The sequence below is a fragment of the candidate division WOR-3 bacterium genome (assembly GCA_039803545.1).
Classification (GTDB): domain Bacteria; phylum Hydrothermota; class Hydrothermia; order UBA1063; family UBA1063; genus UBA1063.
The window spans coordinates 25,191-41,923 of sequence record JBDRYS010000002.1; the positions used below are offsets into that span (position 1 = coordinate 25,191).

The 16,733-nt window shown below is 40.5% G+C and carries 13 protein-coding genes and 1 tRNA gene; 2 read left to right on the forward strand and 12 right to left on the reverse strand.

Features of this window, described 5'->3' with window-relative positions; genetic code table 11:
* Positions 1-71 precede the first annotated feature (71 nt).
* Together ABIM45_05070 and ABIM45_05075 are read right to left on the reverse strand one after the other, a co-directional pair.
* Entirely contained in the window at positions 72-950 is an 879-nt protein-coding gene (locus ABIM45_05070) for a patatin-like phospholipase family protein (protein ID MEO0239276.1), read from the reverse strand.
* The gene (locus tag ABIM45_05075; GenBank protein ID MEO0239277.1) at positions 947-1,813 is read right to left on the reverse strand and encodes a hypothetical protein; all 867 of its coding nucleotides are present in this window, start codon (positions 1,811-1,813) and stop codon (positions 947-949) included. Before ABIM45_05075 ends, ABIM45_05070 begins: the two co-directional genes overlap by 4 nt.
* 120 nt (positions 1,814-1,933) lie before the next feature.
* On the opposite strand from ABIM45_05075, the gene ABIM45_05080 reads away from it, so the two are divergent.
* On the forward strand, positions 1,934-2,578 hold the full coding sequence (locus tag ABIM45_05080; protein ID MEO0239278.1) for a hypothetical protein: 645 nt from the start codon (positions 1,934-1,936) through the stop codon (positions 2,576-2,578).
* A 237-nt stretch (positions 2,579-2,815) separates the two neighbouring features.
* On the opposite strand, the gene ABIM45_05085 is transcribed toward ABIM45_05080, so the two are convergent.
* From ABIM45_05085 to uvrA, 8 genes are all read right to left on the reverse strand, one after another.
* Positions 2,816-3,187 carry a YraN family protein gene (locus ABIM45_05085; GenBank protein MEO0239279.1) on the reverse strand — a complete coding sequence of 124 codons (372 nt, stop codon included), beginning with the start codon at positions 3,185-3,187 and terminating at the stop codon, positions 2,816-2,818.
* On the reverse strand, positions 3,150-4,466 hold the full coding sequence (locus ABIM45_05090; protein MEO0239280.1) for a GWxTD domain-containing protein: 1,317 nt from the start codon (positions 4,464-4,466) through the stop codon (positions 3,150-3,152). Before ABIM45_05090 ends, ABIM45_05085 begins: the two co-directional genes overlap by 38 nt.
* The gene (locus ABIM45_05095; GenBank protein MEO0239281.1) at positions 4,414-5,568 is read right to left on the reverse strand and encodes a GWxTD domain-containing protein; all 1,155 of its coding nucleotides are present in this window, start codon (positions 5,566-5,568) and stop codon (positions 4,414-4,416) included. The genes ABIM45_05090 and ABIM45_05095 overlap by 53 nt, the downstream gene beginning before the upstream one ends.
* Positions 5,565-6,098, reverse strand: a complete 534-nt coding sequence (locus tag ABIM45_05100) for a DUF177 domain-containing protein (GenBank protein MEO0239282.1) — start codon at positions 6,096-6,098, stop codon at positions 5,565-5,567. The genes ABIM45_05095 and ABIM45_05100 overlap by 4 nt, the downstream gene beginning before the upstream one ends.
* A complete protein-coding gene (gene ileS / locus ABIM45_05105; protein MEO0239283.1) occupies positions 6,088-8,880 on the reverse strand; it encodes an isoleucine--tRNA ligase in 2,793 nt (930 codons plus the stop codon). The genes ABIM45_05100 and ileS overlap by 11 nt, the downstream gene beginning before the upstream one ends.
* A gap of 70 nt (positions 8,881-8,950) precedes the next feature.
* Positions 8,951-11,461 (reverse strand): M6 family metalloprotease domain-containing protein, encoded by a 2,511-nt coding sequence (locus ABIM45_05110; protein ID MEO0239284.1) that lies wholly within the window; start codon positions 11,459-11,461, stop codon positions 8,951-8,953.
* 672 nt (positions 11,462-12,133) lie between these two features.
* Positions 12,134-12,343, reverse strand: a complete 210-nt coding sequence (locus ABIM45_05115) for a hypothetical protein (GenBank protein ID MEO0239285.1) — start codon at positions 12,341-12,343, stop codon at positions 12,134-12,136.
* A gap of 352 nt (positions 12,344-12,695) precedes the next feature.
* Positions 12,696-15,515 carry an excinuclease ABC subunit UvrA gene (gene uvrA, locus ABIM45_05120; protein ID MEO0239286.1) on the reverse strand — a complete coding sequence of 940 codons (2,820 nt, stop codon included), beginning with the start codon at positions 15,513-15,515 and terminating at the stop codon, positions 12,696-12,698.
* A gap of 143 nt (positions 15,516-15,658) precedes the next feature.
* Here uvrA and ABIM45_05125 point away from each other — a divergent pair, with 143 nt between their 5' ends.
* Positions 15,659-15,829, forward strand: a complete 171-nt coding sequence (locus ABIM45_05125; protein MEO0239287.1) for a hypothetical protein — start codon at positions 15,659-15,661, stop codon at positions 15,827-15,829.
* Between the two features lie 92 nt (positions 15,830-15,921).
* On the opposite strand, the gene ABIM45_05130 is transcribed toward ABIM45_05125, so the two are convergent.
* Together ABIM45_05130 and ABIM45_05135 are read right to left on the reverse strand one after the other, a co-directional pair.
* Positions 15,922-15,994 (reverse strand) — tRNA-Phe (locus ABIM45_05130).
* A gap of 107 nt (positions 15,995-16,101) precedes the next feature.
* Positions 16,102-16,575: a hypothetical protein gene (locus tag ABIM45_05135; protein ID MEO0239288.1), complete on the reverse strand. Its 474-nt coding sequence runs from the start codon at positions 16,573-16,575 to the stop codon at positions 16,102-16,104.
* Positions 16,576-16,733 lie beyond the last annotated feature (158 nt).

The following is a 16,733-nucleotide window of genomic DNA, read 5'->3' on the forward strand; positions in this document are numbered from 1 at the left end:
GTAATTATAAATTTTTATGAGCGTATAGTCAAAGAAACGGCAAGACCTTTTACTTAACTAATTAAAACACCTTACCCACCCAAAGAAAGCTTATTCATGATAATTTCTTTAAATTCCTGAGCTTTGTTATAACCGGCGTTTATGGCGACTTCAGCTCTATTGAACTCATGAGAATCTATTCCTGAATCTACCTCAATGTATACATCACAGGGATAGTCTTCGAGCCTGTTTAAGTTTATTTCGCTAATCATAAGATGTGAAACTTTAATGATGTACGAGATAAAGCCCATCGCCTCTTCTCGAAATGCAGCTTCTTTGTTTCTTTTCGCTATTCTTTCAATCAAGTTAACTTTCTCCTTCAACTTTATTTCGTCGGCATCCGCGAATCTAACAGTATGCCTGACAGCAGGAATCACATTCACAGCTATTGAAAAATAATCTTCGTCCAAAAGGCTGAGAACCCGCACAGGCACGTTATCCAGCACCCCACCATCAACTATAATGCTGTCAGAGGTAATTGGGACAAAAATAAAGGGAATGCTTATACTCATCAATATCGCTTTCACAAGGTCTCCCCTGTCAAAATATAGAGCTTCGTTGTTAGTAACATCTACAGCAGTAGCTATAAACTTTCTCCTCAAAGCCTGGATTTTAACATAGCCAAGGTAGCTTCTGAGAAACTCCTCAACCCCAGAAAGGCCTATAAACCCTTGGGTAGATAGAGATATGTTGAAAATTTTAGCCATTTTCTTAAGGTCGACCCCTTTGGCAATTTTCTCCATTTCCTCAGGTGTAAAACCGGCACAATAGAATCCGCCTACCAGCGCCCCCATACTGGTACCAATTACAAGATCCGGAGAAACTCCCCATTCCTCTAAGGCTTTTATAACACCAATATGGGCATACCCCTTAGCCGCTCCTCCACCAAGTATTAGAGCAACTTTTCTCATTCGAACATAAACCTCCAGGTTAAAAAGACCGCCTTCTTTCTGTAAGAAATTACAAAATCACTACTTCTATAATTTAATTCTACGCCACCGCCGTATGACTTATCGTTGAAAGTATACCCCCCGAAAATTCCTACGCACTTTAAAAGCCTTGCATTAAAGCCAGTGAAATAAAACGGTTTCCCATTTTTCTCAATGAAACCATCCATTGAGAGGGAAAGGATTTTCAAAGGCACGAGGTTTACCCCCAAACTAAGTGAAGGTCTTAAAACGTCTTTCTCAAATTTACTGTAATAGATGCCAGAAACCACATTTTTCGAAGAAAATCCAGCACTAATCCATCGGTATTTGAAAATCAGTCCAAGGTCTATGGAAAAACCGTTTCCTGTATCTAAGTTAACCTCGGGAGATCCATTTACTATTGCAGCCTCACCAAATCTCACGTAATAGTAATTTAGAGACAAACCTCCGTACAAGTTGTAATAGAGCATATCTGAGACCGCAAGGCTAAATTCGTCAATAGAGTATTCTATTTCTTTATCTGGCAACTTTATCTCTCTGCGGCTTATCAGCCTGTAAAAGAAACCTGCCCCTTTGGAATAAAAACCCGCTGCAGTCAAATTCTTAAACTTTACATGAGATCCATAATTCAAAACATCGGTAATACTTTCAGGAACATACGCAAAGGAAAGAACAACGCCTCCCTGTGTTAAAAGGCTAAAGGATGATACGTTATCCAGATTTGGAAAACCATATCTTGCAGTAACGGAATATGCAAGCCCCGGTATCGAGGCATCAACTGGAAGGCCTCCAAAGTCCGAGGGATTAATCAATGAAAGGATAAAAGACAATATCGAAATCACCATGTAATTTTATTATAAAGTATTCCGTGCAATTACACGAAAGAAGCATTTAATATTGACCAAAAAGAGAGGTTCTACTTGAATTTTGTAGCACATGGTTTTATTATCTAACTGATGAAGGCTATGCAACGTTTTATAGCCTATTTGATCGTCGTCATTACTCTTTATGCCGGAACAGTTTATCTCAGTAAGATTAAGTTTTACAAAACACAAAAGGAACTCCAACAGACGAAAACGACCGTCAATGGGGTTTATAATCATCTGACAGAATTAATGAATTCCTCAATTTCTCAAATTCTAAAATTGCCTCAAGAAGACACAATTAAAACTATTTTGAAATCCCGCGCAAGTCTCTTTATCTCACAAAGCGACCCATTCGATAATTTAGTAGAAAACGACCAATTCGAGAATGCGTTGTACGCCATGAATCAAAAATCCGCACTTTTCTTCGAAATAGTAAACTTTGCCTGGGAATTTGTTCCCAGTTTAAAAAACACTTCGTCACTCAATAAAATCCTCGAAGAAATTGGGGATCTTGAACTTACAATAGATTCACTTCTCACAAAGGCAGAAAAATTACACAAAAACGAAGAACTTTACAGAAAAATCTACCATTTCTTGTGGCCTTTTACCAGTTTGAATAGAGCAAAGATGAATAAACCTGCCACTGCAAGCCAAAAAATCAGCGCAAGAAAAGCTCCGGCAAACTCAAATAGCCTTTTGTTTCTAACCTTAAATTTATCTGCCTTTGCAACTGCTTCGTTGTAAATCTCATGAGGTGTAAGCTTCTTAGCAAGGAGAAACATGGCAGGAATTATTAAAAAATCATCTAAATAACCAGCAAAGGGAATGAAATCTGGTATCAGGTCTATCGGAGAAAAGGCATAGCTCAATGACAAAAAAGACAACACTTTCACATACCAAGGAGTCCGTTTATCAACAAGGATATAGTAAAAAGTATTAACAGCAGAGGCAAGCTCGGCGCCAGCCCAAGAGAACTTGTCCTTAAACTTCGAAAAAACTTTCAATGTGCTCTATCTCCCTATTTCGTCCCTTTATCCCTATGAAGTCAAACCTGACCGCACCATACCAGCCCTTTTCCATCAAATAAACCGAAGCAACCTTCAAAAGATTCTCCCGCTTGTGGAAAGTAATTGTTTCCGAAGGCTCCATAAAATTACCACTGAGACTTCGCACCTCTACAAAAACAAGCGTACCCTCTTTAAGGGCAATGATATCGATCTCACCGAATTTTTTCCTATAATTCCTCTCAACTACCTTGTAACCTTTTGATATAAGATACTTAACAGCAAGGTCTTCGAACTCCCTACCCTTTGATTTAGAAGCTTTGCCTTTGAAGATCCGAGGGAGAAACATACTTCATCCAGTCTGGCTTTGAAGGTTCACTGGGGTCTGAAGAGTAAACAAGCTCGTAATCGCCGGTATTTTTTATATCCACAAAGACAAACTCCTTAAATCCTCCAGAGTAATAGAGCCAGTGTTCACGATTTCTCGAGGTCAAACCAAAGGTTACCCTATTTACTTCATCAGGAGGACCAAATTTTATATAAATTCTGCCCCTATCGGTAAGCCTTCCGGGTTTTTCAGGAAGGGAAAAGTTTTCATCGGCATATTTACATCTTTTTACAAACTCTACAAAAAATTCGTTGTATTCGGTATTTGGTGTAGGGTCAAATTTTTTCCAGAATTTTTTGAGAAATAACAGCTTACCCTCTTCTGGCAATTCCCTAAACTCTCTTAACTCTTCTGGCGTTGCAAAATAGTCAATGAAATAAAAGTAGGTTAAATTTTCTGCTTCTCCCTGTGCAGTTAATTCAGAGGAATAGTAAATAAACTCCCTATCCCTTATCACAGAATTTCCCGTCGATGGGTCTACTGCCTGAACCTTTAGGGTATATCTGCCTGATTTCAATCCCTCCAGTAGGATTCCATCCCTTATAACAGGTAGTTCATCCCTGCCTCTCTTAATAGGTGATGAAGCCCTAACCAAGCTGCCCTTTTCGTCTAAGATAAAATACCTCACAAAATAGGGTATCGTATCCTTTCCTAAATGGTAAAGTTCCAAATAAAAGTACAAGGTATCTTTGCCTGAGTAATATATTCCTGAAGGGTTTGGTATTTGAACGTACCCAAACTTACCAAACACAGTGTCCTCACCCGGATAAGATGTAAGGAGAAGTTGAAGATCAGAGGCACTTAATGAGGTATCCACTTCCAATGTATTCACGCTAAACTTCACCGAACCTTTGCTCTTTGAATTTAAATCTGAAACTGTAAAAGTTATCTCATAATTTCCCGGAACAAGGGAAGCCCAGAACTTGTCTATAGAAAAATTCAAGGGCTTCGTTGTCCTTTGAGTCCACTGAGAAATTATGGGATTTTTTAAATTTGAGCCTCTAATCTCGACCTTTGCCATAAAACCCATAAGATTGTCCTTCTTTTTGAGGGAATTTAAATTAATCATGTAACTAAATTCACACACTGTGATTGAATCGGATCTTAAAAACCTTGAACAATCGACCACAAAATCCACTTTGCCCTCGCTCTTGTAAACCTGCGAGGGGACCTGGATAAAGACCCCCTCACTTTTTGAGGAGCTCGTAAAAAATATAGCGAGGAGGATCAACAATTTCATAATCTCCTACCCCCTTTAAGTCCATAAATACAAACCGATAATTTTTGTAATAATAGTACCACACTTCGTAAGAAGGGGCTTCCAATTCGAAGGGATGTCTTTCAATCTCATCAGGAGGCCCAAGTACAATGTAGCAAATCCCCCTGTCGGAAAGTGCACCCCGCTTAAGATGGGATGAAAAATTTTCATCGGCGTACTCCACCCGATTCCAGAACTCCTCTTCGAACTCGTTGAGGTCCGTTTCAGGTGTTGGATCACGCCTCTTCCAAAACCTTTCCCAATAGCTCTTAAGAGAATCAGGGTCCTTTTTATAATAATTGAAGGAATCCAGTTCAGGCTGTGGCACTAAAAAGGATAGAATCGTAATGATTTGATTTAATTCCGTAGGCGTAAAGTCAATAGGAAGGGTAAACAGAGTCAATGGAGCTTCTCTTTCCTCCTTCCCTGCAAGGAGAACAACCTTGTAGCTACCTGACTTCAAATCTTTGAAGCTTACTTCAATAAAATTGTCCCCCCTGTTTAAAACCCCCTTTACTTCGTAAACAGGTTTTAGGGCAACAATCTGCAATTTGAAGGGGAGAGAATCAACAAGACACTTTACATAAAAAACCCCCTTTTTGCCTCGTATATAGGACGAAGACGGTCTTTTTGAATTTTCCATAAGGGCCATTGAATCAAGTAGGATTGGATCAGAAATTAAATCCGGAGCCTTTAAGGCCTGAACGAATTCTGCAATGACATTCCCTTCCGAATCCCTTAACCGAAAACGGACTCTGTATTCTGAATGCCTCTGGAGCTTAAAGGTGAACATCCTCTGGTACCATATAGGCTGCTTGGTTTCTTTAAATGTCGATGTGACAACCTCCATTGGCCAGCTGTTACCGAAAAGAAGATTTTTCCTTTCATCAAAGACTTCGGCCTGGAGCTCTGCATAGCTTTTATAGTGATCAGCCTCTTTGTAAAAAATCAAATTTTGCCTATTAAAACTAACAAAGGTGATAAACTGTACAGAATCTCGAATATCGTCAGGGATCAAATAGACCAATACTTCGCTCTTCTTTGAAGTGTAGAGACTGAAGAGGATCGCAAGAAGAAGATTCATTTCTTTTCCAACTTTTTCTTGATTTCTTCAAGCTTCCTTCGCCAATCATCTTTTTCTTTATCTAATCCCACATGTTCGCAAATTGAGTTGTTAAGATTGACTCCGCAAACGGGGCAGAGTCCTTTACAATCCTCTTTGCATAAAGGTTTCATAGGTACAGAAAGAATAATACTATCCCTCACTAAGGGAGTTGTATCGATTTCCTGTGCAGGGGCAAATATTGAAAATATGTCTTCATCACTTAAGTACTTTTCAGGTTCCAGCTCTTCCTGCCCAGGCTTAACGAAATACTCATCAACGGTGTTAAAATCCTGTTCAAACTCTTCGAGGCACCGTGAACATGTTAAAATAAGAGTGAATTTAGCATCAATGGTTATCTTAACTTTATTACCCCTCTTTTCGACGGTGGTGTGAACGAAAGCCTTATCCTTCAATCTAAAATCCAGGTTTAACAAATCGAGTTCTGAGGGCCCCAAGGATTCAAAGTACTCAGTGACACCCTCTTTTAAATTTAGTATGTCAATTTTCACTCTTAAATCCCCTTACGACTTGAAGGCACTTGGGACACAACCCTGGATGTTCAGGGTCTTCTCCCACTTTTTCATGCCAGATCCAGCATCTCTCACATTTTTTACCCTTAGCATGTTCAACGGAAATCTTCATTCCCTCAAATTCTTGAGAGACCGCGTTTCCGGTCGTATCACCACTTAAATAGACCTGAGACACAATGAAAAGTTCACCGAGGTGTTGCTCATATTTCTTCAGTACGTCTAATACCTGCTCGTTATCACTATTTATGATAACTTTGGCCTCTAAACGATCACTTAGAATTTTTTCATCCTTTCTCGCCCTCTCGATGAGTAGTAAAACTTTATCTCTCACATCCAGAAGCACTTGAAAATCCCTCAATATCTCCTCGTTATTGAAAGAAGGGTTAATTGAAGGCCAATCCGCTAAGAAAACGCTTTCCTCTCTCTTACCAGGAAGGTACTCCCATGCCTCTTCTGCCGTGAAAGACAGAATTGGAGAGATAACTACAAGCATCTCTCTCAAAATATCGTAAATGACAGTTTGGGCAGAGCGCCTTCCAAGCGAATCGGGAGCCCACGTATAGAGCCTGTCCTTAAGCACATCAAGGTAGAAGGCGGAAAGGTCAACTACTATGAAATTGTAAAGGGTGTGATAACTCTTATAAAAGTAAAAATTCTCGTAGGCCTCCTCCACCACTCTTTTAACCTGATTCCACTTAGCCAGCATATACTTCTCGAGGGGCAATAGGTCCTCATATTCAACCCTCTTGCTCTCCTCCCAGTCGTAAAGGTTACCCAACATAAATCTGAAGGTATTTCTTATTTTCCTGTAAGAATCCACAAGCCTTGTTAGAATCTCTTCTCCAAGCCTTACATCTTCTGTATAATCACTGGAAGCCACCCAGAGTCTCAAAATATCTGCCCCGTATTTACTGATCACCTCCTCGGGCAATATGACATTACCAAGGCTTTTGTGCATCGCTTTGCCTTCTTCGTCAACTACCCATCCATGGGTAATCACATTTTTATACGGTGCACTCCCACGATAGGCAGTACTCAGCATCAGGGATGCGTTAAACCATCCACGATGCTGGTCGGAGCCTTCAAGGTACACATCTGAAGGCCAGGGGAAACCATATTTCTCAGAAACTACAATGTAAGAGATTCCAGAATCAAACCACACATCGAGAATATCATGTTCCTTATCCAGCTGATCACTATCACATTTTGGACAACGGACTTTGCCTTCAGTAAACTCATTGACATCCCTACTGAGCCAGGCATCGACTTCTCCCTGTTCCACATACTTGGCAAGATTGTTAATAACCGCACGATCTAAGAATGTCTCACCACAATTTTTACACTTTAAAGCGGGTATGAATACCCCCCAGCTTCTCTGCCGTGAGATAACCCAATCGGGTCTTTCTTTGACTGAAGTGTGTATTCTAACTTGCCCTTCCTCAGGATGCCATTTTACTTTTAAAATCTCACTAAGGGCTTTATCCCTTAACCCAGCGTGGTCAACGCTTAAAAACCACTGGTGAGTTGCTCTAAAAATCAAGGGGCCCTTACAACGCCAACAGTGAGGATAACTGTGAGTTATCTTCGAAAGTTTTACAAACTTACCCTTCTCCTTTAACACCTCAACTACTTTGCTCGACGCCTCGTTCGTATCAAGGCCTTCAAAATCGGGCGCTTCTTTTGTAAACTTCCCATCTTCATCGACGGGAGAAATAACAGGGAGATTGTATTCTTTCCCCACCTCGAAATCCTCTTTTCCATGACCAGGTGCTATATGAACGATACCCGTTCCATCTTCCGTGGTAACAAAAGTACCGAGAATCACAGACGAAACTCTATCAAGGAATGGATGCTTGAATTTTAAGCCTTCAAGTTCTCTACCTTTGAACCTCTTTATAATTTCGAAGTCTTCACCGAGGATATCCCTGTTACTTTCAATAAGCTCCTCAGCTAACAAATACGACCTTTCTTTAGTCTTAACCACTACATATACCAAATCCGGGTGAACGGCAAGGGCAACATTTGAAATAATAGTCCAGGGCGTGGTCGTCCAAACAAGCGGATAAAAATCGGTTTCAACGGGCTCGAAGGTAAACCAAAGGGAGGGAGATTCCTTATCCTTATACTCAATTTCTGCCATCGCAAGGGTGGTCTTACACCTCGGGCACCAGTGCACGGGTAAATAACTTCTGTAAATATAACCTTTCTCAACAAGTTCAGAAAAAATCCTTAGTTCCTTAGCTTCATAATAGGGATCCATCGTCAAATAGGGGTTCTCCCAATCCCCTAAAACTCCAAGCCTTTTGAACTCCTCCCGCTGGATATCAACCCATTTCTTAGCAAAATTTCTGCAATCCTTTCTCAAGTTCTGTTTTAAAAGAGGATCCTTAGTCTTTGAAGCATCGGAAAGAAGTTCTTTGTATTCAGGGTGAGTCTTTATCACCTCGAGTTCAATAGGCATACCGTGATTATCCCATCCAGGCACATAGGGGGCATAGAATCCTTTCAACGACTTATACTTAACCAGAATATCCTTGAGAATTTTATTAAGGGCAGTCCCGAGGTGAATGTGTCCATTAGAATAGGGCGGGCCATCGTGGAGAACAAAAATCTTTCCCGTGTTCTTTCTCTTCTCAAGATTCTTCTGATAAATTTTCCTCTCCTCCCACCAATTCAGTCGTAACGGCTCCTTCTTCGTAAGCTCTGCTTTCATTGAAAAATCGGTTTTCGGCAAATTAACAGTATCCCTATAATCTCGCATAAGTTCCTCCGTTTTGAACAGTACTTAAATATAATTCAGAACCTGGACAGATTCAAAAAAGGCGGTTAACTTACTTTATTAAAACCCCCTTATAGGACCCGATCACCTTTCCATCCATCTCTACTTCAGCAAAGTAGACACCAGAAGCCAGATTCCTCAAATCTATTTTTTCGCTTTCGGAATCAGAAACCTTAACTAACCTTTGAACAACTTTCCTACCGGAGGCATCGTAGAGGGAAACTTTCAAGCTTTTACCCTTAAGGCCAGCTCCTCTCAGAACTATATAAGGTCCCTTCCAATCCACTTTCACTTCATAACGGAGAGGCCTTTCGATCACGCTTACAGGCGTTGAAGTCAGGGTTGCAAAATAGCTAATATCTCTGACCGTAGAAGCATAAGGCGTATTTTGAGGCCACCATCCAACGATCTTGGAACCATCGGTCACTTTAACAAAGACCTTCGGCATGAAGGAAGAATAGTCTCCCGATAAATTCAGATAATAAGCGGGACCCGAACCAGAAAGCCCTATAGGAATTGCAACCTCAGCATACTTTACATTGTTCTGTACAGTGTAAGCCTGCGGTAAAGTTAAAGTCTGTATTGTTCCAGTTCCCGAAGAAGTATATGGTTTGAAGTAACTCAATCTCGTAGTACCGTCTCTAAAGGTGATTTCACCCTCGTTGCTATTACTCGCCGGGAAAGAACCATCCCCATTATCGTCAATCACAAAGGTTATGTAATCGTTATTACCCAAGGTACTGTCGCCGATTACTTTAAAGGCTACAAAAAGGGTATCATGGAATATATGGGATTTCATGTAGGTCTCTCTTATGGTTCTGTGTGTTTCTCCATTAGCTGCGAGAAAATTACTAATATCAAGCCAGGGGGAGCCGTAATATTCGAGGTCATCAACGACTCCATCAACTATGTGAGGCATCCAGTAATTGTCACCTTCAGAACGAGCTACATCATAACCCCTGACTATACTTTTGGCATAGTAAAGGCCAATTAAAGAATCATCCCTTGGTACGTCATCAGTCGCAGTTAGGCCAATGTGGTAACTATATTCACAATCATCAATGGATGGAGTGAAGTAAACGCTCACAGTGTCAGCCATTCCAGTATCAACAGAAATCCCGGTTACAGTCGTATCGTAAACCAGATCACCAGATTCGTTGTATACCTTAAAGTTCAAGTCTCTATTGAGCAAGGTGAATCCATTATTGAATACCCTGAGTTTGAACTCTGAAGAAGCATTGAGGGTGTCAGCCCTTGGAACAGAAATTGATGTCACTTTAATATTGTTATAACTGGAGACCATAAGGTCTGCATACATCGTGTCACCAGGGTTTGAAATGTTTAGCACGCCAACATAGGTTGTAATCATTGGATTTCCATAATCCTTTGAATCAGGAATTGAATAATTATGGAAATCCCTATTGTTGCTTGTACCTGGCCATGGATCTCCCGCATCACCCCGGTTTATATTGTGTTCTAAGTCCCATCGACCATCAGCCTGCTCCAGTGCAACCTTGTAATGGTAAAGATAATTCTGCCCTGGGTACCACTCGTTGTTGTTATTAGCCCTTGCATCGTCAATATGATAAATCAGAAGTCCCTCACCTGGTAAAGCTCTGTCAAATTTCTTTAACCTTCTATTTTCTACAAGGAAATATCTGTTGTCCGTCGCACCATTTGTCCAGAGTCTAAAAATTATTCCTGTATCCTCAACGGCCGGAATACTCTGGTAAATTCTATTGCTACTGACAGTATCGACCCTCACAAATCCGAGCCTGTATTTACACCATGCGTCTAAATGGGAAGGAATAGCGCCACCTCCATTCCAGGAACCACCGGCCATTAGCGACCAGTTGCCAAGCCCTTCTGAAGAATAATCTGTGTCATAAAGATCTGGAAGTCCCAGGGGTCTGTGACCCATTTCATGAGCAATAACACCGCAACCCGCATTTTCTGGAACTGTCGTATACCAATAGGCCTGTTTTCCATCCACTATCAAAGTAGTAGGAATAACCCACGCGTGAGACCAAATGTCATTTGGATCCCCTGTAGATTCAGCTCCTGGACCTGCATGTACAATAACGAGGGCATCAACATATCCATCGTTATCCATATCACACTGGGAGAAATCTATATAAGGATCAGCGGCAACGACGGCGTCATAAGCCATTTTCTGAGCATTCTGAGGCCAATCACCCATTCCATAATTGTTATTAGTATAATAAGTATAAGGGTTGGGTAACCTCACCCAAACGGGCGTTACCAAGAATTGAAACTCCAGATTTCCATACGAATTCTCTAAATAAAATTCTTTAACACTCCCCGTGGTAAAAGGCCCATTTGTCAAGGAATCGTAATGTGCCGCGGGTGTGGTCCCTACATTATCGGAGAAATCGCACATTATAACTACTGCCCTTTTAATAACCTTCGTTTTCGTTTCCCGAGCGACTTGCATCTCTTTATTCATTTTATCCATCAGCTCTTCCGAAGGAGCATCCATTCCTCTCTTTCTGGCATCCTCCATTATGGAAACCCAGCTTTGCAGGTTTCCACTCTTTCTCATTTGCTCTAATACCTCCGGGCTTGGAGGCATAAGTAATATCAGTGAAAGCAATAAATTCATTTTAACCCCCTATTTTTCATTTATTTTATACCTTGAGTTCGGAAATACAAACTTTATTATCAATACTTGAACCCAAAGCCAAATTGAAGGCCTCAATACAGATATCTACGACGTCAGGATCAAACAATCAAATAATTTAATGTCTCGTCAAGCCTATAAACATCCCTCCAGGCTCTAAAATGAGTCGTTGACTCTACCACTCCTGCAACTGAAAGAATCTTGCCTCTGAAAGAATTTTTCCACCCCTGAAACCCCTTGGATAATAACTACCATTCCATCTTCCGTGGTACCGGCAAATAATCTCTGATATTGAGTAGGGGAAAGACGGATCCTTTAACAATCATACCTAATTTCAGGATGAAACCTTATAGCGAAAATTCTACGTCTGATAAAAGACCCAGTTTGTGAACAATCTCATCAGGCAGTGAAATTTATCCAACACCATATATCACAGCAGCATAAGTTAGATATTCGATCCTCTCCTCCTCTAATCCCATCCTCTTTGCAATCTCAAAAGTGATTTCCTCAACGTTGTCACCGTGAACTTTCCCAGAAGGATCTTTTAGTTCTATGATTTTCTCAATTAGGGCAATGAAACTTCTAAAACTGTCTTTAAGTTTTTTTGTTGGCTTCCAATTTAGTAAATAGCACCCTTTGCCTTAATGCTACTGTAAAGTTTTTGCTGATTTCCTTAAGGTACTCAGCATCATCTTTACCATTTCCGTCCTTAAGTAAAACCCCAATAATCCCTTTAAACTCCTCTTCAACCTTTATGGAAACCGCAACGAGGGCAATAAATTCAAAATCACGATTTATTGCCATCCTCACCCATCTTTTTCAAAAGACTCTTCCTCTGATAAAAGGATTACAGGAACCTTCTTTCCTTACTTTCAGAATTGAAGAACGAAACGAAAGTCTAATCAAAGTCTTTTAGAAAGCAAGATTACAAAGTATTGAAAAAGTCTAAAGGTTCAGTTAAAAAATAAATGATCTCCGAAATTGTCTTAGATGCTGCGAGTTTTGACGCCTGACGTACGAGCAATGACGAAGTCTCTTCATTACGCTTTTTAGCTCATTTAAAGTTTCCCTAAAATCTTAAGTGATCTCAAACTTTGTTACTACGAAATCAACTTTTGGAAAGTCCATTTTAAATTTTTTAACGCTCGTAGAAAAATTAAAAGGTAGAGTTTTCCAGTTCTTTCCTTAAATACAAACCCGTATATGATTTGGGATTCTTTGCGATCTCCTCTGGGGGTCCTTCTGCCACAATCCAACCACCCTTTTCACCAGCCTCAGGTCCGAGATCAATAATCCAGTCAGCAGATTTTATAACATCCAGGTTGTGTTCAATAACAAGAACGGTATTCCCAAGGTCCACCAAACGCTGTAGGACCGCTATCAGTTTTTTCACATCATCGAAGTGTAGCCCCGTCGTTGGTTCGTCAAGAATATACAGGGTCCGGCCTGTTGCAACTTTTGAAAGTTCCTTTGCCAGTTTAATCCTCTGCGCCTCGCCTCCCGACAGGGTTGTGGCCGGTTGGCCAAGCTTTATATAGCCTAACCCCACATCTTTCAAAAGTTTCAATTTTCGCTCGATCGCTGGAATATCCTTAAAAAGTTCATAGGCTTCATCTACCGACATATCAAGAACATCGGCAATACTCTTATCTTTGTACTTTACCTCCAAGGTTTCCTTATTATAGCGTTTACCTTTACAAACCTCGCAGGGCACATAAACATCAGGTAAAAACTGCATTTCTACCTTTATAAATCCTTCACCAGCGCAAGCTTCACAACGACCACCTTTAACATTGAAAGAAAATCTCCCCGGGGTATACCCTCTCTTACGCGATTCCTTAAGGGTAGCGAAAAACTCCCTAATCGGCGTGAAGGCTGAAGTATAGGTTGCAGGATTAGACCTCGGTGTTCTACCTATAGGGCTTTGATCAATGTTTATCACCTTATCTATCTTCTCAAGCCCTTCAATCTTGTCAAAGGCTCCGGGAGTCTCTCGCGAACCGTGGAAATACCGCATCAAAGCCACATAAAGGGTATCCTGAATTAGAGAAGATTTACCGGATCCCGAAACCCCAGTTACGCATACAAAAAGACCAAGAGGTATTTTAAGGTCTATTCCTTTTAAATTGTTATGTCTTGCGCCTCTCAGAATGAGAAAATCGCCTTTAGGCTTTCTTCTCTTCTTAGGGACGGGTATGGTCTTAATTCCTGCCAAATACTGACCTGTTAGAGACTTTCTTGATTTTAAAATTTCTTCATAGGTCCCACTGAAAACAACTTTACCACCTTTATCACCCGCGCCTGGCCCCAGATCGATAATCCAGTCTGCTTCCTGGATTGTTTCCTTATCGTGTTCTACAACAATAACGGTATTTCCAAGGTCCCTCAGCTTCTTGATCGTGCCAATGAGCCTGTCGATATCCCTTGGATGAAGCCCTATGGAAGGCTCATCAAGCACATAAAGCACCCCTGTTAGTCCTGAACCGATTTGGGTGGCCAATCTCACCCTCTGCTCTTCTCCTGAAGAAAGGGTATCGGTGGATCTTTCAAGAGTCAGATAATCGAGACCTACATCCACTAAGAAAGATAATCTTGAAATGATCTCTTTCACTATCTGCTTTCCAATTAACTCTTCTTTTCCAGAAAGCTTAAGATTCTTAAACCATTCAAGGGCCGAAGATATACTCATCCTGGTAATATCCCATATCGATTTATCCCGGATTCTTACGTAAAGCGATTCCTTTTTAAGCCTCGACCCTCCACACATGGGACAGGTCTTTTTTACCATATACCTCTCTATTTCTTCTTTGACCCAGTCAGACTCGGTCTCATGGTATCTCCGCCACAAGTAGGGAATAACACCTTCAAAATAGTAGTAGTCCTGTTCCATTTTATCCTGTCTATAATAGTCCTTTGAAGGGTCTTCAGTTCCGTACAATATCAAATTCTTAAAACTCTGGGGCAAATCAGACCATGGGGTATCGAGGTCCACCTTTTTTTCTTTAGCAAGTCTCAAAAGTTTTTCTTCGAGAAATGGATTGGGTTCCCCCCATGGTTTTATGGCGCCTTCAAGAATTGAAAGATCCTCAGAGTTTATAAGTTTATACGGATCAATTTCCAACTTAACACCCAAACCCGAGCATTCGGGGCAGGCACCATAGGGAGAGTTAAAAGAAAAGATCCTTGGCTCGAGATCCTCCATGGAAAAATCACAAATTGGACACATCAATTTTTCCGAATATACTACCTCTTTTCCCGTATCCTCAAATTTAAGCTTAACAAGGCCATCGGCTTCTTTAAGAGCCGTCTCCACAGACTCAGAAATCCGACTGCGATTTTCTTTGTCCACACTTACCCTATCAACCAGGATATCAATAACATGGGTCTTATATTTCTCAAGAGTTGGTGGGTCTTCGAGTTCTACAAGCTCTCCATCCACATAGGCCCTTAGAAATCCCTTTTTAAGATACCTTTCAAAAAGATCCTTATATTCTCCTTTTCTACCCCTCACCACCGGGGCGAGAATTTGAACATACTGCCCCTGAGGAAGATTCAAAATCTCATCTACAATCTCATCGAGGGTCTTCTTTACTAAGGGCACATTATGATAGATACAATGGGGTACGCCTATCCGAGCAAAGAGCAATCTTAAGTAGTCATAGATTTCCGTAACTGTTCCCACCGTGGACCTCGGATTCCAACCACCTTTTCTCTGTTCGATGGAGATGGCTGGAGAAAGCCCCTCAATAAAATCTACATCTGGCTTCTCCATTAAACCGAGAAATTGCCTCGCGTAAGATGATAGAGATTCTACATACCTTCTCTGACCTTCAGCATATATGGTGTCGAAGGCAAGGGATGATTTTCCTGAACCTGAAACGCCAGTAATAACTACAAATTTATATTTGGGAATTTCAACATCAATATTTTTGAGGTTATGTACCCTCGCACCTTTTACGATTATCTTGTCATTCATTCTAATTCCTATTTTAATGCTTATTTATCGAAATTTCAATTCACAATGACAGTGAATAAACTAAAACTTGTAAATTTTTCCCTATTCTCTTGACATTTCAAGCAAATTGTACAATAATTAAAGTGTTAGCAAAAGGAGGCAAGATGGAAGAGGTCAGGGAGAAAAAATCAAAATCAACAGCATGGTATATCTTAGTACCTATCCTTATAGTTATTGTAGCCTTCATAATTTACACCCTTATTCAGTACTTTCAGTGGACAGCTGAATCACCAAAAGATATAGAATGGTCTGAAAAGGACATCAATATAGGTTAAAAGCACAGGCTTTTTCGAACTTCAGCTAATTCGAATCTTTTGAGGTTTGAGTTATTTATTTTTTAGAAATATTAAAATCCCCAATTAAAAAATGCCGGGGCCCAGAATCGAACTGGGGACACCAGGATTTTCAGTCCTGTGCTCTACCTACTGAGCTACCCCGGCTTTTAAAGGAAGTGATTTTATTTTACTATAAGACCCCTGTATAGTCAAAAAATTCAAAAATGGAAGAAAAAACCTATACCCATCGATATATAGGCATTGTGATACTCTTAAAAATGTTCACCGATTTTTGACCTTTCTCCTCGAATTTTTCTATAGTAAGTATTGATCAATTTGAGCCTTAAAGAAAAGTCTTTTTCGATTTTCCCCATCTCTTCTTTTACCCTCGCCTCTTCAAAAAGACTTTTCAACAAAGTGAAAGGATAAATATCAAGGCCAATTGCACCGATTCCTCCCAGAGCAGAATAGCTATAAGATTTCCCCAAGTGAGAACTATCATCAAAGACCCATAACTTCTCGGCATTGCCACCAACCCCAAGAGCAAGATAAGGCTTTATCCCCCTTTTATATCCAAGTTCATACTCGAGCCTCAACTCCCTCTTTGCCCAATAAAAATCACCGATGGCATCGTGAATTGCGTAATCTGTATCTTTAACAGCAATCCATTTTGAATAGGTCCTCTCTCTTTGCCGCCCAGAAAGTACGGATGAGATACTAAATTTACCTCTCAAATCAAACTTCACAGAAACACCCTGTGCTAAAGGGTAGCAAATACCCAATAGAATAATGCGAAACAATTATAAAACATTTAAGAGTGCCATTTTTACTTATCGAAAGATAGGACAATGCAAAAAACGAAAAACATAAAACATCAGTACAGAAAATTACAACTTCCATAACT